Source organism: Streptomyces sp. NPDC037054 (assembly GCF_055606745.1).
This window is the reverse complement of the sequence record NZ_JBVJSJ010000014.1, coordinates 15,684-35,683: the sequence shown is the minus strand read 5'-3', so window position 1 is coordinate 35,683 and position 20,000 is coordinate 15,684. Positions and strand designations below refer to the sequence as shown.

At 73.4% G+C, this 20,000-nt stretch carries 19 protein-coding genes; 10 read left to right on the top strand and 9 right to left on the bottom strand.

Annotation, left to right across the window (positions count from 1 at the left end; translation table 11 throughout):
- Nucleotides 1-81: 81 nt before the first annotated feature.
- Nucleotides 82-711, bottom strand: a complete 630-nt coding sequence (locus tag ACZ7D7_RS28460; RefSeq protein WP_470827960.1) for an alpha-ketoglutarate-dependent dioxygenase AlkB — start codon at nt 709-711, stop codon at nt 82-84.
- Nucleotides 712-827: 116 nt separating this feature from the next.
- On the opposite strand from ACZ7D7_RS28460, the gene ACZ7D7_RS28455 reads away from it, so the two are divergent.
- Complete coding sequence (locus ACZ7D7_RS28455; protein ID WP_470827959.1) at nt 828-1,529, top strand: TetR/AcrR family transcriptional regulator; 702 nt, start codon at nt 828-830, stop codon at nt 1,527-1,529.
- Nucleotides 1,530-1,546: 17 nt separating this feature from the next.
- Nucleotides 1,547-3,220: an FAD-binding dehydrogenase gene (locus ACZ7D7_RS28450; protein WP_470827958.1), complete on the top strand. Its 1,674-nt coding sequence runs from the start codon at nt 1,547-1,549 to the stop codon at nt 3,218-3,220.
- Between the two features lie 38 nt (nt 3,221-3,258).
- Here the strand turns inward: ACZ7D7_RS28450 and ACZ7D7_RS28445 are convergent, their stop codons facing one another.
- The gene (locus ACZ7D7_RS28445; protein WP_470827956.1) at nt 3,259-3,609 is read right to left on the bottom strand and encodes a DUF488 domain-containing protein; all 351 of its coding nucleotides are present in this window, start codon (nt 3,607-3,609) and stop codon (nt 3,259-3,261) included.
- A gap of 176 nt (nt 3,610-3,785) precedes the next feature.
- On the opposite strand from ACZ7D7_RS28445, the gene ACZ7D7_RS28440 reads away from it, so the two are divergent.
- The gene (locus tag ACZ7D7_RS28440; RefSeq protein WP_470827955.1) at nt 3,786-4,235 is read left to right on the top strand and encodes a DUF6098 family protein; all 450 of its coding nucleotides are present in this window, start codon (nt 3,786-3,788) and stop codon (nt 4,233-4,235) included.
- Between the two features lie 94 nt (nt 4,236-4,329).
- Here the strand turns inward: ACZ7D7_RS28440 and ACZ7D7_RS28435 are convergent, their stop codons facing one another.
- Nucleotides 4,330-6,723, bottom strand: coding sequence for an ATP-binding cassette domain-containing protein (locus tag ACZ7D7_RS28435; RefSeq protein ID WP_470827953.1), 2,394 nt, complete (start codon nt 6,721-6,723; stop codon nt 4,330-4,332).
- Nucleotides 6,724-6,862: 139 nt separating this feature from the next.
- Nucleotides 6,863-8,083, bottom strand: coding sequence for a saccharopine dehydrogenase family protein (locus ACZ7D7_RS28430; RefSeq protein ID WP_470827951.1), 1,221 nt, complete (start codon nt 8,081-8,083; stop codon nt 6,863-6,865).
- Between the two features lie 130 nt (nt 8,084-8,213).
- On the opposite strand from ACZ7D7_RS28430, the gene ACZ7D7_RS28425 reads away from it, so the two are divergent.
- Complete coding sequence (locus tag ACZ7D7_RS28425; RefSeq protein ID WP_470827950.1) at nt 8,214-8,951, top strand: TetR/AcrR family transcriptional regulator; 738 nt, start codon at nt 8,214-8,216, stop codon at nt 8,949-8,951.
- Here ACZ7D7_RS28425 and ACZ7D7_RS28420 read toward each other — a convergent pair.
- Nucleotides 8,916-9,818, bottom strand: a complete 903-nt coding sequence (locus tag ACZ7D7_RS28420) for a LysR family transcriptional regulator ArgP (protein ID WP_470828195.1) — start codon at nt 9,816-9,818, stop codon at nt 8,916-8,918. The two genes, ACZ7D7_RS28425 and ACZ7D7_RS28420, sit on opposite strands and share 36 nt — an antisense overlap.
- Nucleotides 9,819-9,887: 69 nt before the next feature.
- On the opposite strand from ACZ7D7_RS28420, the gene ACZ7D7_RS28415 reads away from it, so the two are divergent.
- Together ACZ7D7_RS28415 and ACZ7D7_RS28410 are read left to right on the top strand one after the other, a co-directional pair.
- Nucleotides 9,888-10,502 (top strand): LysE/ArgO family amino acid transporter, encoded by a 615-nt coding sequence (locus tag ACZ7D7_RS28415; RefSeq protein WP_470827948.1) that lies wholly within the window; start codon nt 9,888-9,890, stop codon nt 10,500-10,502.
- Nucleotides 10,503-10,579: 77 nt separating this feature from the next.
- On the top strand, nt 10,580-11,890 hold the full coding sequence (locus tag ACZ7D7_RS28410) for an MFS transporter (protein ID WP_470827947.1): 1,311 nt from the start codon (nt 10,580-10,582) through the stop codon (nt 11,888-11,890).
- A 26-nt stretch (nt 11,891-11,916) separates the two neighbouring features.
- Here ACZ7D7_RS28410 and ACZ7D7_RS28405 read toward each other — a convergent pair whose 3' ends face one another.
- From ACZ7D7_RS28405 to ACZ7D7_RS28395, 3 genes are all read right to left on the bottom strand, one after another.
- Nucleotides 11,917-12,372, bottom strand: coding sequence for a cyclic nucleotide-binding domain-containing protein (locus tag ACZ7D7_RS28405; RefSeq protein WP_470827946.1), 456 nt, complete (start codon nt 12,370-12,372; stop codon nt 11,917-11,919).
- A 327-nt stretch (nt 12,373-12,699) separates the two neighbouring features.
- Nucleotides 12,700-14,178, bottom strand: a complete 1,479-nt coding sequence (locus ACZ7D7_RS28400; protein ID WP_470827944.1) for an aminotransferase class I/II-fold pyridoxal phosphate-dependent enzyme — start codon at nt 14,176-14,178, stop codon at nt 12,700-12,702.
- A gap of 60 nt (nt 14,179-14,238) precedes the next feature.
- Entirely contained in the window at nt 14,239-14,460 is a 222-nt protein-coding gene (locus tag ACZ7D7_RS28395; protein ID WP_470827943.1) for a hypothetical protein, read from the bottom strand.
- Between the two features lie 217 nt (nt 14,461-14,677).
- Here ACZ7D7_RS28395 and ACZ7D7_RS28390 point away from each other — a divergent pair, with 217 nt between their 5' ends.
- The 4 genes from ACZ7D7_RS28390 (at nt 14,678) to ACZ7D7_RS28375 (ending at nt 17,622) form a co-directional block, all read left to right on the top strand.
- Nucleotides 14,678-15,121 (top strand): ATP-binding protein, encoded by a 444-nt coding sequence (locus ACZ7D7_RS28390; protein WP_470827942.1) that lies wholly within the window; start codon nt 14,678-14,680, stop codon nt 15,119-15,121.
- 171 nt (nt 15,122-15,292) lie between these two features.
- Nucleotides 15,293-16,180, top strand: coding sequence for a SigB/SigF/SigG family RNA polymerase sigma factor (locus tag ACZ7D7_RS28385; protein WP_470827941.1), 888 nt, complete (start codon nt 15,293-15,295; stop codon nt 16,178-16,180).
- Nucleotides 16,181-16,282: 102 nt separating this feature from the next.
- A complete protein-coding gene (locus tag ACZ7D7_RS28380; protein ID WP_470827940.1) occupies nt 16,283-17,143 on the top strand; it encodes a DUF1206 domain-containing protein in 861 nt (286 codons plus the stop codon).
- Nucleotides 17,144-17,187: 44 nt separating this feature from the next.
- Complete coding sequence (locus ACZ7D7_RS28375) at nt 17,188-17,622, top strand: hypothetical protein (RefSeq protein ID WP_470827939.1); 435 nt, start codon at nt 17,188-17,190, stop codon at nt 17,620-17,622.
- A 37-nt stretch (nt 17,623-17,659) separates the two neighbouring features.
- On the opposite strand, the gene ACZ7D7_RS28370 is transcribed toward ACZ7D7_RS28375, so the two are convergent.
- The gene (locus ACZ7D7_RS28370) at nt 17,660-19,903 is read right to left on the bottom strand and encodes an FUSC family protein (protein ID WP_470827938.1); all 2,244 of its coding nucleotides are present in this window, start codon (nt 19,901-19,903) and stop codon (nt 17,660-17,662) included.
- Nucleotides 19,904-20,000 lie beyond the last annotated feature (97 nt).

Sequence of the window (20,000 nt, the reverse complement as noted above, 5' to 3'; positions counted from 1 at the left end):
CCGGTGATCGTCACCTCACCCTACGACCTGCCCGGCCTTCCCCGGCCGGCCCGGCCCCGTGCGCGACCGGGGCCGGGTGTCTCACCGCACGCCGTGCGGCCGGAACTGGATGCTGATGCGCGGCCCGGCGGCCCGCGCGGACTTCGGGACGCAGTGCTCCCAGGTGCGCTGGCAGGAGCCGCCCATCACGATCAGGTCGCCGTGCCCCAGCGGCCGGCGCACGGCGCGGCCGCCGCCCACCGGGCGCAGCAGCAGGTCGCGGGGAGCGCCGACGGAGACGATCGCGACCATCGTGTCCTCGCGCGCGCCCCGGCCGATCCGGTCGCCGTGCCAGGCCACGCTGTCCCGGCCGTCGCGGTAGTAGCACAGCCCGGCCGTGGTGAACGGCTCGCCGAGTTCGGCGGCGTAGTGGTCGCTGAGCGTCCGGCGGGCCTCGGCCAGCACCGGGTGCGGCAGCGGGTCGCCGACGCCGTAGAAGGCGAGGAGCCGGGGGACGTCCACGACGTGGTCGTACATCTGGCGGCGCTCGGCGCGCCACGGCACCTCGGCGGCGAGCTGGTCGAACAGCGCGTCGGAGCCGCCGAGCCAGCCGGGCAGGACGTCGATCCAGGCGCCGGACCCCAGGTGGGTGCGGCGCAGCCCGCCGAGACCGCCGAGCCGCAGCTCGTCGGTCTGGTCGAAGAGCGAGCCCTGGAGGTGGTGCGTGGTCATACGGCCAGCGTACCCCGTAATCGAAAATGTGTTCCCATGAGAGGGGTCGGTGCTCGCCGAGGTCTTTCGATACATCGCCGCATCGGATACGTTCCCGTATCGAACGGAGGTGCGGCATGACGGCGGAGGGTGCCACGGGCACCACGGACGCGACAGGCACCACGGACGCGACAGGCACCACGGACGCGACAGGCACCACGGGCACGACCGGGCGGCGTGTCACCAGACGCCGGGTGCGGACGCGCGCCAGGCTGCTCGACGCGGCGTTCGCCGTGTTCGCCGCCAAGGGCTTCGGCCGGGTGTCGATCGAGGAGGTCTGCGAGGCCGCCGGTTACAGCCGGGGCGCCTTCTACTCGAACTTCGCCACCCTGGACGAGCTGTTCTTCGCCCTCTACCGGCAGCGCGCCGAGCTGATCGAGGAGCAGGTGGCCGGGGCGCTCGCCGTGGACGGGACCGATCTCGACGTGCCGTCCTCCGTCGACCGGGTCACCGAGGTCCTCCTGCTCGACGTGGACTGGCTGCTCGTGAAGACCGACTTCCTCGTGCACGCCGCCCGCGACCCGGCCGTCGCACGGACCCTGCGCGAACACCGCGAGCGGCTGCGCCGCGCGATCGCCGGCCGGCTCGCCCGCGCCGCCGGACACACCGCACTGCCCGCCGTACTGGGCGACGCGGACGGCGCCGCCCACGCGGTCGTCGCCGCGTACGACGGAGTGACCGTCCAACTGCTGCTGGACAAGGACGTCGAACACGCCCGCGCCTGGCTCAAACAACTGCTCACCGCCCTGCTGACCGACGGCAGCGGCGCCCCCGCGTGAAGGAAGGGAACGTCGCCATGGACGCCGACGTCATCGTGGTCGGAGCCGGACTCGCCGGGCTCGTCGCGGCCCACGAACTGACCAGCCGGGGCCGCAGGGTCGCCCTCGTGGAACAGGAGAACGCCGCCAACCTCGGCGGCCAGGCCTTCTGGTCCTTCGGCGGCCTGTTCCTCGTGGACTCGCCGCACCAGCGCCGCCTCGGCATCAAGGACTCCGTCGAGCTCGCCTGGAACGACTGGCAGGGCAGCGCCGGCTTCGACCGGACCGCCGACGAGGACTCCTGGGCGGTGCGCTGGGCCCGCGCCTACGTCGAGTTCGCGGCCGGCGAGAAGCTGTCCTGGCTCACCGGGCACGGCATCACCTTCCTGCCCACCGTCGGCTGGGCCGAGCGCGGCGACCTCACCGCGCACGGACACGGCAACTCCGTGCCCCGCTTCCACATCGCCTGGGGCACCGGCACCGGCGTCGTGGAACCCTTCGTGGAGTACGCCCGGCAGGCCGAGCGCGACGGGCTGCTCACCTTCCACCACCGCCACCGCGTCGACGAACTCGTCGTGGAGGGCGGCGCCGCGCGCGGTGTGCGCGGCACGCTCCTGGCGGACGACACCTCGCCCCGCGGCGTCGCCTCCAACCGGGACCGCACCGGCGACTTCGAGCTCACCGCGCAGGCCGTGATCGTCACCAGCGGCGGCATCGGCGCGAACCACGACATCGTCCGCCGTCACTGGCCCGAGCGCCTCGGCACGCCCCCGAAGCGGATGGTCACCGGCGTCCCGGCCTACGTCGACGGCCGGATGCTCGACATCAGCGCGGCGGCCGGCGCCCGCCTCGTCAACCGCGACCGCATGTGGCACTACACCGAGGGCCTCCACAACTGGGACCCGGTCTGGCCCGGCCACGGCATCCGCATCCTGCCCGGACCGTCCTCGATGTGGTTCGACGCCCTCGGCCGCCGCCTGCCCGCGCCCTGCCTGCCCGGATACGACACCCTGAACACCCTCAAGCACCTGCGCACCACCGAGGACCTCGCGGGCCACGACCACTCCTGGTTCGTCCTCACCCAGAAGATCGTCGAGAAGGAGTTCGCGCTGTCGGGCTCCGAGCAGAACCCGGACATCACCGCCAAGGACCGCGCCGGTTTCCTGCGCGAACGCATCCTCGGCAAGGGAGCGCCCGGCCCCGTCGACGCGTTCCTGCGCAAGGGTGCCGACTTCGTCACCGCTCCCACCCTGGAGCGGCTGGTCGAGAAGATGAACGCGCTGACCGACGAACCCCTCCTCGACGCCGCGGAGATGCGCCGCCAGATCGAGGCCCGCGATCTGCAGATCACCCACGCCTACAGCAAGGACGCGCAGGTCCAGGGCATCCGCAACGCCCGCCGCTACATCGGCGACCGGCTCGGCCGCGTCGCCACGCCGCACCGTGTCCTCGACCCGGCCGCCGGTCCCCTGATCGGCGTGAAGCTGCACGTCCTCACCCGCAAGACCCTCGGCGGCATCCAGACCGACCTCGACTCCCGCGCGCTCGGCGCCGACGGCACGCCGGTCGAGGGCCTGTACGCGGCGGGCGAGGTCGCCGGGTTCGGCGGCGGTGGGGTGCACGGCTACAACGCGCTGGAGGGCACGTTCCTCGGCGGCTGCCTCTTCTCGGGCCGCGCGGCGGGCCGGGCAGCGGCCCAGCAGACCGGCTGACGCGCCGGGCCGGACCGGCTGACCTTCCGGCCCGTTCCTCAGTCGCGAAGGAGCCGGGCCAGCACCGCCGCGTGGCTGTGCTCCGGGTCCTTCGACGCGGTCAGCAGCGTCACCGTGCCCTCGCGGGCCAGACCGCGCACGTGGTCGAGGAGCCCGGCCGCCCCGGGTTCGGCCAGCTCCGCCTCGTACCGCTCGGCGAACTCCTCGTAGGAGCCCTCGCCCGCGTGGTACCAGCGGCGCAGACCGGTCGACGGCGTCATGGCCTTCGGCCACTCGTCGACCCGGGCGGCGTCCTTCGACAGGCCGCGCGGCCACAGCCGGTCGACCAGCACCCGGACGCCGTCGCCGGGCAGGGGCGGTTCGTGGACGCGGCGCACCTGAACGCTCACGGGCGGGCCCTCCTCGGCGGTCGGCAGGGTGGTCCCGCGAGGTTACTGCCGCCGCGCGGGCGGCGCGGCCCGGCGCCACCCGGCCGGGGGAGCGGATGCCCGGTTGCGGCGGCCCGCGACGGGTACTCCGACCGCCTGACGGATCCGAGACCGACGGCGACGAGGGAGGACGCGACATGAGCGCATCCGACGGCCTGCCGGTCGTGCGCACGCTCGCCGAACTCACCGGCCTGGTCGAACGGCACCAGGGCCTGTACGTCCGTTGGTCCCGCGGCCCCGAGGCGGACCTCGCCGACGTGTCCAGCACGGACGACCTGACCGGCGTGTCCATGCCCGGCCTGTCGGCCAATCCGCTGGACGTCGAGGACTGGTGGGAGGACCGGTCCGTGCACGTGTGGGTGGCCCGCCGGCTGCACGACTACGCCCACCTGCCGCACGAGAAGGGCCCCGGCGTACGGCCGTGGGTGCTGGCCGGGCGGGAGAACGGCCGCGGACCCGACAACGAACCCCTCGTGGTCGACGCCCGCCCGATGTGCTGGATCGACGACGGCGTGATCGACGAGGCGCGGGACGTGGTGGAACGGCAGGAGCACCCCTGGGGCCCGCTGCGCCGCAGCGGACGCTGACGCGACGCCGGCCCCCGTCCGGGCGGGCGGACGGGGGCACGGGCACGGGGTGTGTCCACGCGGGGTGTCACAGCAGCACGCCGGCGCGGTCCGGTCAGGCGCCGACGTACGCCGCCAGGTGCTCGCCGGTCAGGGTGGAGCGGGCCGCGACCAGGTCGGCGGGCGTGCCCTCGAAGACGATCCGGCCGCCGTCGTGGCCGGCACCCGGACCGAGGTCGATGATCCAGTCGGCGTGCGCCATGACCGCCTGGTGGTGCTCGATCACGACGACCGACTTGCCGGAGTCCACCAGCCGGTCGAGCAGCCCGAGCAACTGCTCCACATCGGCGAGGTGCAGGCCGGTCGTCGGCTCGTCCAGGACGTACACGCCGCCCTTGTCGCCCATGTGGGTGGCCAGCTTCAGCCGCTGCCGCTCACCGCCCGACAGCGTGGTCAGCGGCTGGCCGAGGGTGAGGTAGCCGAGCCCGACGTCCGCCATCCGCTCCAGGATCCTGTGCGCGGCGGGGGTGCGGGCCTCGCCGGTGCCGAAGAACTCCTCGGCCTCGGTCACCGACATCGCCAGCACCTCGCTGATGTCCCGTCCGCCCAGGTGGTACTCCAGTACCGACGCCTGGAACCGCTTGCCCTCGCAGTCCTCGCAGGGCGTGTCGACGCCGGCCATCATGCCCAGGTCGACGTAGACGACACCGGCGCCGTTGCAGGTCGGGCAGGCGCCCTCGGAGTTGGCGCTGAACAGCGCCGGCTTGACGCCGTTGACCTTGGCGAACGCCTTGCGGATCGGGTCGAGCAGCCCCGTGTACGTGGCCGGGTTGCTGCGGCGCGAACCGCGGATCGGCGACTGGTCCACCGACACCACGCCCTCCGGTGCGGGGATCGAGCCGTGGATGAGCGAGCTCTTGCCGGAGCCCGCGACACCGGTGACGACGCAGAGCACACCGAGCGGGATGTCGACGTTCACGTCCCGGAGGTTGTTCGCCGACGCGCCGCGGATCTCCAGCGTGCCGGTCGGCTTGCGCACCGACTCCCGGAGCGTGGCCCGGTCGTCGAGGTGGCGGCCGGTGACGGTGTCGCTCGCTCGCAGCCCGTCGACCGTGCCCTCGAAGCAGACCGTGCCGCCCGCCGAGCCGGCGCCGGGACCGAGGTCCACGACGTGGTCGGCGATCGCGATCGTCTCCGGCTTGTGCTCCACGACGAGCACCGTGTTGCCCTTGTCCCGCAGCCGCAGCAGCAGGTCGTTCATCCGCTGGATGTCGTGCGGGTGCAGGCCGATGGTCGGCTCGTCGAAGACGTACGTCACGTCGGTCAGCGAGGAGCCGAGGTGCCGGATCATCTTGACGCGCTGCGCCTCGCCGCCCGACAGCGTGCCGGCGGGCCGGTCCAGCGAGAGATAGCCGAGGCCGATCTCCACGAACGAGTCGAGGGTCTGCCGGAGCGCCGTCAGCAGCGGTGCCACCGACGGCTCGTCCAGGCCCCGCACCCATTCGGCCAGGTCACGGATCTCCATCGCGCAGGCGTCGGCGATGGAGACCTTCCTGATCTTCGAGGACCGGGCGCCCTCGCTGAGCCGGGTGCCGTCGCACTCGGGACAGACGGTGAAGGTGACCGCCCGCTCCACGAACGCCCGGATGTGCGGCTGCATCGCCTCCTTGTCCTTGGACAGGAACGACTTCTGGATCTTCGGGATCAGCCCTTCGTAGGTGAGGTTGATGCCGTTGACCTTGATCTTCGTCGGCTCCCCGTAGAGGAAGGCGTGCATCTCCTTCTTCGTGTACTGGCGGATCGGCTTGTCCGGGTCCACGAAGCCCGACTGCGCGTACAACTGCACCGTCCACTGGCTGTCGGACTTCCAGCCCGGGATGGTGAACGCGCCCTCCGACAGCGACTTGGAGTCGTCGTAGAGCTGGGTCAGGTCGATGTCGGAGACCGTGCCGCGGCCCTCGCAGCGGTTGCACATCCCGCCGACGCGCTCGTACGTCGCCTTCTCCGCCTTGGTCTTGGCGCCGCGCTCCACGGTGATCGCGCCGCTCGCCCGGACCGAGGCGGTGTTGAAGGAGTAGGCGCTGGGAGGGCCGATGTGCGGCTCGCCGAGCCGGCTGAAGAGGATGCGCAGCATCGCGTTGGCGTCGGTGACGGTGCCGACCGTGGAGCGCGGGTCGCCGCCCATCCGCTGCTGGTCCACGCTGATCGCGGTCGTCAGTCCGTCGAGGACGTCGACCTCGGGCCGCGCCAGCGTCGGCATGAAGCCCTGCACGAAGGCGCTGTACGTCTCGTTGATCAGCCGCTGCGACTCGGCCGCGATCGTGTCGAAGACCAGCGAGCTCTTGCCGGAGCCGGAGACGCCCGTGAACACCGTCAGCCGGCGCTTGGGGATCTCGATGCTGAGGTCCTTGAGGTTGTTCACGCGCGCGCCGTGCACGCGGATCATGTCGTGGCTGTCGGCGGCGTGCGGCGCCGCCGGCTTCGTGTCCGCCCTCTTGGACGTGCTCATGCTCTCTCCATCTGTCGTCGCCTGCTGCCACGTTAGAGCGGGCGGGGGGCCCCGCGCTTCTCGAATCCTGATCGATGCGACGCGCCATGCCGGTTGACGCGACGCGCAGGGCCCCTCGACACGGGGAACGGCGGCGCGGTCACTGCTCCCGCATGCCCCACGGGGAGCCGTAGGCGGTCAGCAGGTCCAGGAACGGGCGGGCCTCGAAGGCCTCCGGGCCGAGCACCCCGGCGCCCGACCAGGCGCCGGTGGCGAGGAGTTCCAGGGCGACGACCGGGTTGACGGCGGTCTGCCACACCACGGCCTGGCAGCCGTACTCCTTCATGGACCACTCGTTGTCGACGACGTGGTACAGGTACACCTCGCGCGGCGCGCCGTCCTTCACGCCCCGCACCCAGGTGCCCGCGCAGGTCTTGCCCCGCATCCGCTCGCCCAGCGTCGCCGGGTCGGGCAGGCAGGCGGCGACGACGTCGCGCGGCGAGACCGCGACCGGCCCGTCCGGGCCCGGCACGGTCACCGGCTCGGTGCGGTCGAGGCCGAGCAGGTGGAGCGTCCTGAGCGTGTCGACGAACTCCTCGCCCAGGCCGTACTTGAAGGTGACGCGGCGCGCGCCGACCCAGCGCGGCACGAGCAGCACCTCCTCGTGCTCCACGTTCACGCACTCCACCGGGCCGATGCCCTCCGGGAAGTCGAACACCTCGGGCTCGCTGAACGGCTCCGTCGTGAACCAGCCGCGGTCCGCCTCGTAGACGACCGGCGGATTGAGGCACTCCTCGATGGTGGTCCAGATGTTGAAGGACGGCGCGAAGTCGTAGCCGTCGACGGTGAGGTTCGCGCCGTCGCGGACGCCGATCTCCTCGATGTCGTCGAAGAGTTCGTCCGCCGCGTGCCGGGCGAAGACGTCCGACAGGCCCGGCTCCACGCCCATGCCGACGAGCGCGAGCAGACCCGCGGCCTCCCAGTCGGCGGACTGGGCGAACTGCTCGTCGCCGAGCTTCACCCCGCACTCCCGGTACGGGTGTTCCGGATGCGGCCGGGACAGCGACATCGCCATGTCGAGATACGTGGCGCCCGCCGCCCGCGCCGCCCGGAACAGGGGCATCACGAAGCGCGGGTCGGTGGCGTTGAACAGCACGTCGCAGGAGTGCCGGCGCAACAGCTCCGCCACCGCCGCCTCGTCACCGGCGTCCACCCGCTCGGCGCGGAACCGGGCCGCCTCGTCGCCGAGCGCCGACACCGCGGCCTCGGCCCGCACCGGGTCGTAGTCGGCCACCACCATCAGGTCGAAGAACGGACGGCGGGCCGCGATCCGGGTGACGGCGGTGCCCACACCACCGGCTCCCACGAGCAGTACACGCATGACAAGGCTCCCTCTGGTCGAGGAACGAGAACGAAAAAGGTGAGGTGGGGCCCCTGCCGGAGATGGTTCGCCGGGCCCTCCCTTAAGGTCAATGGCGTTGGCATAAGCTCACCGGCGGGGGGAGACCGTCATGGCGAAGCGCGTGGTGCCCGAGGAGAAGCGGCGGCGGCGCCGGCCCACGAGGAGCGGCACGGTGCTGTCCGAGGCGCTCATCGTGGAGACCGCGCTGCGGATGCTGCGCGAACACGGCAGCGGAGGCCTGACCGCCCGCCGGCTCGGCCTCGCCCTCGACTGCGACCCGAGCACCCTCTACCGGTACTTCCGCGGCATGGACGACCTCACCCTCGCCATCGGCGACGCCCTCATCGGGCAGGCCCTGCGCGGCTGGGAGCGCACGGGCGAGTGGCGGTCGGACCTGCGGACCATGGGGCTGCGCATCCACGCCGCGTACGTCGCCCACCCCCAGGCCGCGCTGCTCACGGCGAGCCGCGTCACCGGCCGCGCGAACGAACTGGCCGCCGACGAGGCCGTCCTCGACGTGCTGCGCACGGCCGGGTTCCCGCTGCCCGACACCGTGCGCGTCTACCAGGCCTTCATCGACCAGACCCTGGCGTTCGCCGCCCTCGACGCCGCGTCGCTCGCCCTGCCGCCGGACGCGCTGCGCGCCGACGAGGACATGTGGCGGTCGACGTACGCCAGGCTGCCCGCCGCGACCCACCCCCGGATCGCCGAGGCCGCGCCGCTGCTCGCGACCCGCATGGTCACGAGCGCCTATCCGACGGCGCTGGAGATGCTGCTGGACAGCGCGGCGGGCATGCTGCGGGCCGCGGAATCAGAGCGGCGGACGCAGGGCACCGGCGGCCGTTGAGGCCACCGCCTCCGCTACCGCCGCCAGGGTGGGGGAGTCCAGCTTCCACTGCTGCCAGTACAGGGGTGCGTCGACCCACGCGTCCGGCGTGAACTCGACCAGCCGGCCCGCCCGCAGCAGCGGCTCCGCCTGCGACTCCGGCACCATGCCCCAGCCGAGGCCCGCGGCGACGGCCTCCGCGAACCCCTCCGACGTGGGCACGTAGTGCCGCCTGTGGAGGGCGGCACCGGACCCGCCGAGCCGGCGGGCGAAGCCGTCCTGGAAGTCGTCCCGCCGGTCGAAGACGATCACCGGCGCGGCGGCGAGCGCCTCCACCAGCGGCGCGTCCCGCAGCCACCGCGCGGCGAAGTCCGGGTTCGCCACCGGCAGGTACCGCATCCGGCCGAGCGCCCGCACCGAACACCCGGGCACCGGGTCCGGTGACGACGTCACCGCGGCCATCACGAGCCCCTCCCGCAGCAGCGTCGCGGTGTGCCCCTCGTCCTCGCGGTGCAGCTCGAAGGCGAGCGCCGGCTCGTCCGGGACCGCGGTGAGCGCGTCCAGGAACCACGACGCCAGCGAGTCTGCGTTCACCGCCACCGGCACCCGCGTCGGCTCCCCGGCGCCGCTCAGCCCCAGCTCGGCGTACGTGTCCCGTTCGAGGTGGGCCAGCTGTCTGGCCAGCCGCACCACCGCCGCGCCGGACTCCGTCGGCCGCACCGGCTTGGTCCGCATCAGCAGCACCCGGCCGGTGCGCTGCTCCAGCGCCTTCACTCGCTGGCTCACCGCCGACGGCGTCACGTGCAGCGCGGCGGCCGCCGCGTCGAAGGTGCCCTCGTCGACGACCGCGAGCAGGGTCCGCACCTGGTCCAGCGGCAGTTCGCTCATCACGGGGGCTAATGATACGTAAGAATCTTTAGCTGTACGGCCAGTGATCCTTTCCGTAGCGTCGACGCCATGAGCACCGCCCTCACCACCGCCGCCGCGGGCTTCGGCACCGGCCTGTCCCTCATCGTCGCCATCGGCGCCCAGAACGCCTTCGTGCTGCGCCAGGGCGTCCGCCGCGACGCCGTCCTCGCCGTCGTCGCGATTTGCGCCCTGTCCGACGCCGTCCTGATCGCCCTCGGAGTCGCCGGGGTCGGCGCGGTCGTCGTGGCCTGGCCCGACGCGCTGACGCTGGTCGGCTGGATCGGCGGCGCCTTCCTGCTCTGCTACGGCGCGCTGGCGGCCCGCCGGGTGTTCCGGCCCGCGGAAGGACTGAAGGCGGAGGGCGAGGCGGTCGGCTCACGCCGGCGGGCGGTGCTCACCTGTCTCGCGATGACCTGGCTCAACCCGCACGTCTACCTCGACACCGTGTTCCTGCTCGGCTCCGTCGCCGCCGACCGGGGGCCGCTGCGCTGGACCTTCGGCCTCGGCGCCGTGCTGGCCAGCCTCTGCTGGTTCGCCGCGCTGGGCTTCGGCGCCCGGCTGCTGAGCCGCTTCCTGGCCCGCCCCGCCGCCTGGCGCTTCCTGGACGGACTGGTCGCCGTCACGATGATCGCCCTCGGCGCGAGCCTGATCGCCGGAAGCTGACACGCCGTGCGGAACGGCCCCGGCGGGGTGCCATAGTGATCCCGACCGGAAAGATGTAGCGAGCAACCAGGACGCCCGTGGACACCAGCGAGAGCAGCCCCGCACCGCAGCCGGAAACGGAGCCGGAGACCGGGCGGGCGGCGCGGGAACCCCGCCGTGGATGGCGCCGCTGGGCCATGGACACCCGTCCGCTGCGCATCCCCGCCTACCGCAGGCTGTGGTCCTCGACCGCCGTCACCGCCGTCGGCAGCCAGCTCACCGCCGTCGCCGTCCCCAAGCAGATCTACGACATCACCGGCTCCTCGGCGTGGGTCGGCGCCGCGAGCCTCGCCGGGCTGCTGCCGCTCGTGGTGTTCGCGCTGTGGGGCGGGGCCGTCGCCGACACCATGGACCGCCGCACGCTGCTGCTCGTCACCAACACCGGCATCGCCGTCACCTCACTGCTGTTCTGGCTCCAGGCCGTCACCGGCATGGCGTCGGTGGCGGTGCTGATGGTCCTGCTGGCGCTCCAGCAGGCGTTCTGGGGACTGAACGCCCCGGCCCGCAGCGCCTCCGTGGCCCGTCTCGTCCCCGAGGAGCAGCTGCCCGCCGCTGCCGCCCTCGGCTCGACCGTGATGCAGACCGGCCAGATCGTCGGCCCGCTCCTCGCCGGCGCCCTCATCCCCGTCGTCGGCCTGCCCGAGCTGTACCTCATCGACGCGGTCGCGCTGTGCGTGACGCTGTGGGCGGTGTACCGGCTGCCCGCCCTGCCGCCCCTCACGACCGGCGGGAAACGCCGGGCGGGCCTCAAGGAGGTCGTCGCCGGGTTCCGCTACATAGCCGGTCACAAGGTGCTGCTGCTGTCCTTCCTCGCCGACGTCGTCGCGATGGTGTTCGGCATGCCCCGCGCCCTGTTCCCCGAACTCGCCGCCCGGACGTACGCCCCCTACGGCGAGGGCCTCGCGCTGGGCCTGCTGTTCGCGGCGATCCCCATCGGCGCCGTGGTCGGCGGACTGTTCTCCGGCACGTATTCGCGGGTACGCCGGCACGGCTGGATGGTGATCGGCGCCGTCGTCGTCTGGGGCGCGGCCGTCGCCGGATCCGGACTCAGCGGCAGTCTGTGGCTCGCGGTGGCGTTCCTCGCCGTCGCGGGGATCGCCGACATGGTGGCGATGGTCTTCCGCGGGGCGATCCTGCTGTCCGCCGCGACCGACGAGATGCGCGGCCGGATGCAGGGCGTCTTCACGGTCGTCGTCGCGGGCGGCCCGCGCCTGGCGGACGTCCTGCACGGCGCCGCCGGCTCGGCCGTCGGACCGCGCCCGGCCGTGGTGGGCGGCGGCGTGCTCGTCGTCGTGGTGATGCTGGCCCTGGCCGCCGCGGCTCCGGCCCTGCGGCGCTACCGCGTCTGAAGCCGCGGCGCTCGGGAACGGGCGGCTCAGAGCACCCCGCGCCGGTGCATCGAGTAGTGCTCCATGAGCTTGCCCCGCGTCATCTCCAGGCGGTGCGCGAGGATCTCCGCCACGCCCCGCACCAGCGTCAGTCCGAGCCGCGGATCCTCCTCGCAGGCGGCGAGCACCGTCGCCGCGTCGAACTCGTAGGCGCGCACCGGGCTGAACGCCTCCGCGCCGAAGTCCCACTCGTACGGGGGGAACAGCCAGGACCAGCCGAGCAGGTCGCCCGCGCCCAGGCTGGCGACGGTCACCCGGTGCAGGGAGTTCACGCGCTGGTCGAGGCTGACGGCGCCCGAGCGGATCACCCAGAAGCGGTCGGCCCGGCCGCCCGCCTCGAAGATCCTGGTGTCCTCCGGGAAGGACACCTCCCGGGCGAGCGCCGTCAGCCGCTGCCGCTGCGGCGACGGAAGGGCGGTGAGCAGTTTGATCGCTTTGGTCATGAGGCGGGGCTCCTCGCCGGCGGTTCGGTCCGGGTGATGTCCCTACGCGGGATGTCCCTACGCCCATTTCAGCCGCTGCGGACGCCGGGGGCACCTCGGCGGACGGCACTTTTCCGCGGGCGCGCGGCGGCGGGGCGCGGCCGGACATGAAAGTGCCCTGGCTGGACGGGGGAAACCAGCCAGGGCCGTAAGCGGTGACGTACGGAGGACGGATCCCGGTCGACCCCGTCGCCACGTATGTGTGAACGGTAAACCATTGGCTGCCGTGGCGGGTACTCAGAATCCGGCCACGTGACCCGTTTCACTCCGGACGGGCAGCCGGGGCCCTCACTCGCCCCCGTCGGCCACCACGCGGATGGTCTCCAGGCCGGGATCGCTCGGGTCGGGCAGATGCATGCCGGCCGCCAATCCGGTGCGCAGATACCGCAGTACGGGCTCGGTCAGCCTCTCGCCCGGCAGCACCCCCGGGATCCCGGGCGGATACGGCGTCACCATCTCGGCGGCGACCCGGCCCGCCGCCCGGTCCACGGGCACGTCCTCGGTCGGCCCGAAGAACGCGTCCCGGGGCAGTGTCACCTGGGCCATGCGCAGCTCGTCCGGTGACGGCACGTCGACCCGCGGCGCCGGGCGCAACTCCGGCGCGGCCCGTGCCAGGTCCTTGAGCGCCGCGAGCAGTTCCGCGGTCGTCTCCCGGTCGTCGGCGTGCGTGATCTGCATGCCGATACGGCGGTGGTCGACCAGGTGCGCGTCCAACTGCCGGTGCTCGCGCAGCCAGTCCGCCGCGCGGAACCCCGTGACGTCGAGCCCGGCCAGGTCGACGACGACGGGCAGCGGATCGAAGTCGTCGGCGAGGCCGGGGCCGCAGAAGTCGGCGCGGTCGTTGACGTGCATGCCGTCGATCCCCTCCACGGCCGCGCGGACGTCGGCCGCGAGGTCCAGCGCGGCGCCCATCAACTCCTCGCCCCGCAGGGCCATCTGACGCCGCCAGCCGTCCATCCCGGCGAGAATCGGCACCGACGGGCTGGTCGTGCCGAGCAGGTCCGCGCGCATCCCCAGCAGCTTCGGCGGCACGAGGTCGCCCCGCAGGTGGAAGACCGAGCCCTGCTCCAGGCCGCTGCCCATCTTGTGGATGCTGGTGACGCAGATGTCGGCGCCCGCGTCCATCGCCCACGACGGCAGGTCCGGGTGGAAGGGCAGATGCGCGCCCCACGCCTCGTCCACGATCAGCGGCACGGGCCGTCGGTGGCACACCTCGGCGATGGCCCCCAGGTCCGCGCTCGTGCCGTACGGCGTGGGACTGGTGACCAGCGCGCCCTTGGCGTCGGGGTGGGCGTCGAACGCGGCGGCGAAGTCGTCCGCGGACGGCGGGTGCGCGAGGTGCCGCTCGGCGTCCCAGCGGGGCTCCACCCAGACGGGCTCGATGCCGGACAGGATGAGGCCCGAGACGACCGACTTGTGGGCGTCCCGGCCGATCAGCAGCTTCTCGTGCGGGCCCGCGACCGCCAGCATCGCCGCCTTCACGGACAGGGAACTGCCGCACGTGCTGAAGAACGTGTGCTCGGCGTGCACCGCGTCCGCCATCAGCTCCTGCGCCCGTTCCAGGACCTGGCCCCGGACCAGCCGGTCGTCGAGACCGCCGGACGCCAGCACGTCTCCGAGGAACACCGCGTCGCCCAGCACCTCCCGCACCGCCGGATCGGCGCCGCGGGCCTGCTTGTGCCCCGGCGGCGTGAAGCCGAGCCGCCCCTGACGGTGATAGTCGGCCAGCGCTTCCAGTACCGGTGCCCGGGTGTGGTCCGCAGTCATGCCGCACCGGGTTCCCGACCCGGACGGCGCCAATCGCCGGGCGGACCGCACCGCCTCGCGTCAGCCCGGTTCCGGATGCCGGCCCGGGGTCAGGATCTCGTCCAGCACCCGCAGCACGGCCTCGTAGGCCAGCTCCCGCACGGCCGCGTCGCCGGCCCCGGCCGGGTCGGTCCGCCCGAGTTCGTCGCGCCTGGTCCGCCAGGTCCGCCGCTCCGCCGCCGCGCACGCCCTCGCGCGCCGGATGCGCCGCAGCAGTTCGTCCGAGTCCACCACATCGGTCATGCCGTCCAGGTACCCCGAAGCGGCCGTCCGACCGCCACCCGGCCGGACGAGGCGGATGTTTGACCGTCCCCGCAGAGGTCAGCCGGAAGGAGAGGCCCGCGAGAAACCCGCACGGACCGCAGGCCGAGGCGAGCCGACGAGGCGGCCCGGCCCGGGCCCCGAAAGCGCGCGGGTCCCGCCCGCTCCGGCTTCTCACCACTGACCAGGGAGCTCAGCGATGTGCAAGGAGCGCACCACCGAACCTGTCGTCGAACCGCCGGGCGTCCGAACGACCGAACGGCCGGGGCCGTGCAAACCCGCCGAGGCACGCAGGGCCGTGGAACGCGCGGTCGCCGAACGCTGCCGGGCCGTCCATCGCCCGTGCGACGCCGACGCCCTGTCGGACGCCGTCCTCGTCGCCTCGGAACTGACCACCAACGCGTTGCTGCACGGCGGCGGCGTCACCGACTTCCGCGTCGACGTCGTCGGCGAGGACGTCCGCGTCTCGGTCAGCGACCGCAGCGCCGAACCGCCCGTGGTGGTGCCGCCGGCCGACCGGCAGGGGCGTCGCCGCCCCGGCGGCCACGGATGGCCCATCGTGTGCAGGCTGGCCTGCGACGTCCATGTCTCCTGCCTGCCCACGGGTGGCAAGCGCATCACCGCCGTTGTGCCGCTTTTCTAACAGTTTTTTCGCTATGAGGTGTTTGTCATCCTTGTGGCAGGGCAAATGCAGACTCGTGCTTCGGACCGGAGGCGCGCCAGCGGGAGCGGCAGAGCTCCGGGCCTTCCCAGAGATCCGGACGGCGACCCTCCCGCGGTAGTCCCTGAAACGACCGTTCAGGAGCGATCCCGCATGCTGATGGATACGCCGACCAGCCGTCCCGGCACGGACACCACCGCGACCACGACCAGCGCGACACCGCCGGCCACCCCGCCCGCCGAGCCGTCCCCGCCGGCCGCCAGGCGGCGCCACGACGATGCACCCGACACGGCGGAACTCTTCGCCAGGCTGGCCACCACGGGCGACGGGCCCGAGCGGGAGGCGATCCGCGACGAGCTCGTCACCGCCTGGCTGCCCATGGCCCACCGCATCGCCGGCCGGTTCCGCGACCGCGGCGAGTCCATAGAGGACCTGCGGCAGGTCGCCGCCCTCGGTCTGGTGAAGGCCGTCGACCGCTTCGACCCCTCGCGCGGCGCCTTCGAGAGCTACGCGGTCCCCACCATCACCGGTGAGATCAAGCGGCACTTCCGGGACCGCATGTGGGCCCTGCGGGTGCCCCGCCGCGTCCAGGAACTGCGCAACAAGGTGCGCGTCGCCCGCCGGGAACTCACCCAGAACCCCGGCAGCCCCGAACCCTCCGTGGCCGACCTCGCCGCGCACACCGGCCTGACCGAGGAGGAGGTCGGCGCCGGACTCGAGGCCCTCGAGAGCTTCAGCACCCTGTCGCTGGACGCCGAACTGTCGGCCGGCGACGACGGCTACAGCCTCTCCGACACCCTCGGCGAGGCGGACATGTCGTACGACGTCGTCGTCGACCGCGAGTCCGCCAAGGAGGGCCTGCGCCGGCTGCCCGAACGCGAGCGGGCCATCCTCTACATGAGGTTCTTCGAGGACATGACGCAGAGCCGCATCGCCGACCGGCTCGGCATCTCCCAGATGCACGTCTCCCGTCTCATCAGCCGCAGCTGCGCCCGCGTGCGCGACGAGGTGCTGGGCGCCGACCGGACGACGACGCCCTGACCGGCGCCCCCCGCCCGGGGCCCGAAGCGGCCGGCCGACCGGCTGACGGCTGCCGGGGTGTGACGCCCCCGCTCCGGGGCATCCGCATCCCCGGAGGCGCGGATGAAGACAGGCGTGATGACGGGCGGCGGCCTCTTCGGCCGGGGAAACCGGGCCACGGGCTCGGTCGCGGAGGGCGCCGGGCGGGCGGGACTCGCCGCACGCGGCGTGATCTACCTGCTGGTGGGCGTGCTCGCCCTCCAGGTGGCGTTCGGCGGCACGGGACGCCAGGCGGACCGCGGCGGCGCGCTCGCCGCCGTGGCCGACCAGCCGTTCGGTGCCGTACTGCTGTGGGCGCTGGGCGCCGGACTCGTCGGCATGGCCGTGTGGCGGCTGTCCGAGGCGGTGTTCGGCGAGGCCGGCCGCGACGGCCGCAAGCCCCGCAAACGCCTCCTCGCCCTCGCGCGGTTCGCCTTCTACGGGTTCGTCGCCTACTCCGTGCTGTCGTTCGCGGCCGGCGGCGCCGACGCGTCCGGCAGCGGCGCAGGCTCGGGCGCCGGCTCGGGGGACCGGCAGTCCCGCGACGCCACGGCCAGGATCCTGGAGCTGCCCGCCGGGCAGTGGCTGATGGGCGCCGCCGGGATCGCGGTCGTCGTCGCCGGCGTGTGGATGGGCGTGACGGCGGCCCGGCGCGACTACCACGACAAACTGCCCCACCACGGCATGTCCGCGCGGGCCCGTCGCCTCGTCGACGTCACGGGCGTGGCGGGCGGCGCGACCCGGGGCCTGGTGTTCGCCGTGGCGGGCGGCTTCGCCGTACGGGCCGCCGTCGCCTACGAGCCCGACCGCGCGAAGGGACTCGACGACACACTGCGCTCGTTCTCCGGCACGCCGCTCGGGCCCTGGCTGCTGGCCTGCGTGGCCGCCGGTCTCGTGCTGTTCGGGTTGTTCTCCTTCGCGATGGCCCGTTGGCGCAGAGTCTGAGACCCACCGCGTCTGAGCGGCGCGCGGCGGGGAACCCGTGGGGCATGAGCGAATCCGAGATCCCCCCGGAGGACGGCCGGCCCGTGCAGATGTATCTCGATCTCCTGCGCGTCAGGATGGCCACCGAGGACTACCAGCTGCTCCTCAGAGTCGTCGAACCCGTGCTGCGGGCCATCGACCGGCAGGAGCTGTCCACCCTCGACTTCTCGCTGGACGGCGACGACGCCCGGGACCTGCCGCAGGAGGTGCGGGACGAGGCGGCGCTGGTCATCGCCACCGCCGTCACCGGACGCCTGGACAACGAGGTCGTCGAGATCACCGTCGACGACACGGGCCCGGTCCGGGTCGTCACCGACGCGGACACCGCCTCCGATCCGGAGCGGCTGGGTGAGATCGCCGAGCACATCCGCGAACGCCACCGTCAGGACGAGGAACTGCGCGGCATCGCCGAGGCCAGCGGCCTGCCCACCGACTTCTGACCGGGCCGTCCGCCGGTCGACGGCCGCCCGGCCCGGGTCACCGATTCGGCCGCGCGACGGGCACCCCGAGCGGCCGGGCCAGCCCCGCGACCGCCTCGTCCAGGCGCTCCAGATGCCGCAGCACGCGGCCGGTGACCCGCCCGTACCGCTCCGCGCCGGCCCGGCCGGGCTCCAGCAGGGACGCGATGCTCGGCCCCGTCTCGACCTCCGCGTCGGCGTGCTCGTCGGCCACCCGCGCGGCGATCGCCCCGATGTTGCGCACGGTGCGCCGCACCGCCCCGCGCAGCCGGGGATCCGCCGCGATGGACGGATGCGTGGGCAGCAGCTCGGCCGTCGCCGCCAGGGAACGCGCGTGGTACGCGCAGGTCTCCAGCATCGCCACGACGTACCGGGCGGTGTCCCGCCGGGCCCGCAGCGGCGTGATCGGATGCGTGAGCGGCTGCGTCGCGGACCTGAGGTCGGACAGCGCCTGGTCCAGATCGCGCGCCTTGTCGAGCAGATCGGCCGCGGGCCCGCCGCTGAGCTGGTCGACGGCCTCCTCCGTGACGTCGGCGAGCCGCTCCAGCACGGTCCGAAGCAACTCGTTCGTCCGCCGGTCGGTCCGCACCGGCAGCACGAACGCCGCCGCGAACACCCCGCAGGCCGCGCCGAGGGCCGTCTCCGCCACCCGCAGCAGCAGCACGGACAGGCTGTAGGTGTGCAGCAGCGTGTAGAGCAGCCCCAGCATCGCCGTCACGAAGAACGACATCAGCGTGTAGGACAGCGGCGCCGTGTAGAACATCGCGAAGACGAACAGCAGCACGAGCGCGAACGCCACCCACGTGTGCGGCCCGACCAGGCCCGCCAGCGCGATGCCCGCCACCACGCCGAACACCGTGCCCAGCAGCCGCCGGTAGCCCTTCACCACGATCTCGCCGGTCGACGTCGTGTTCAGGAACACGATCCAGCAGGTCAGCACCGCCCAGTACCAGCGATTGCTGGACATCAGCTCGCCGCCCGCGATCGCCAGCGCCGACCCCACCGCGACCTGCGCCGCCGCGCGCGTCGTGGGCCGGTCGAGACCGCCGGGCTCCTCCTCGTCGGCCTCCTCCCCGGCGTCGATCGCGGCGTCCTCCGCGTCCAGCTCCTCGCGGGAGCGGGCGGTCGCGGGGGAGTCGTCCGACTCGTCCTGCGGCCCCTCGAACGCCAGCCGCAGTCCCAGCACCGCGCGGGCCGCCTCGCCGATGCCCCGGAAGACGTCCTGCACGGCGGGCGACGCCGCCGGCAGGTTCTCCTCGTCGCGATAGCCGAGCAGCCGGTTGCGGACGTGCGCGAGCGCCGTCCCCGCGTGCTCGGCGGGCGGCCGCAGCACGAGCAGCCGCAGCGCCGCCAGATCCCGCCGTACGGTGTCGATCGCCTCGTCCCGCACCGGCAGCCGCCCCGCCTCGGGCACGGGCGCGCCCGGCAGGTGCAGGGTGAGCGTGTCCGTCCGCTCGGCGCTGCGCGCGGTCAGCAACTGCAGGCCCAGCCGCTCGGCCGCGATCTCGGCGTCCGCGACGCGGCGCTGCACCAGCCGCGCCGCCGACTCGTCCGGCGTGCCCTCCTCCAGCCGCGACTGGATCATCAGGGCCGACTCGTGCAGCCGCGCCGTGCCGTCGCGTACGGCCTCGAGCGCCTTGTCGATGTCGCCGGGACCGGCGTCGAGGAGGTCCGACTGCGCGGACACCAACTGGGCGAGGCGGGCCCGGAACGCCTGCCGCAGCCGCTCCAGGATGCCCGCCGGGGTCTGCGGCACGATCCCGAAACGCACCACGCCACTGCACACGAACGCCACGCAGATGACGCCGTACAGCCGCGGCAGCTCGCCCGCCTCGGCACCGACGAACAGCGAGAGGAAGTAGACCTGGAAAGCGACGAGACCGAGCGCCGTGCCCCGGTCGCCGAACCTGCGGCCGTAGACGGCCGCGAAGATCAGCGCGACGAAGAAGGTGTCACCGGCGAGGACATGAGGGTGCAGCAGCGCGCCCAGCGACACCGAGGCCAGGGCGACGGGCAGACCGAGCGCCAGCGTCACGGCCTGGGCGCCGCGCTGCTTCTCCCGGATGGAGAAGGTGGCGACCATCGCCGCCATGGCGCCGGCCACCAGATGGGTCACGCCGGTCCGCAGGGGCGCGAGCACCGCCAGCGTGAGCACGATGGCGCCCACGGTGCGCAGCGCGGCCGTCAGCCGCAGCAGGCCGGGGTCGGACGCCGCGAAGCGATCCCGCAGCCGCGCCCGCGCCGACCGTCCCGCTGTCCTCACCTGGCCGCACTCACTCCCGCGTCATGCCGGGCCCGGACCGTGTACCGGGCCCGTACCGATCGTCGCAGGCCGGCGGGGCACCCCGTCCACGGGCCGC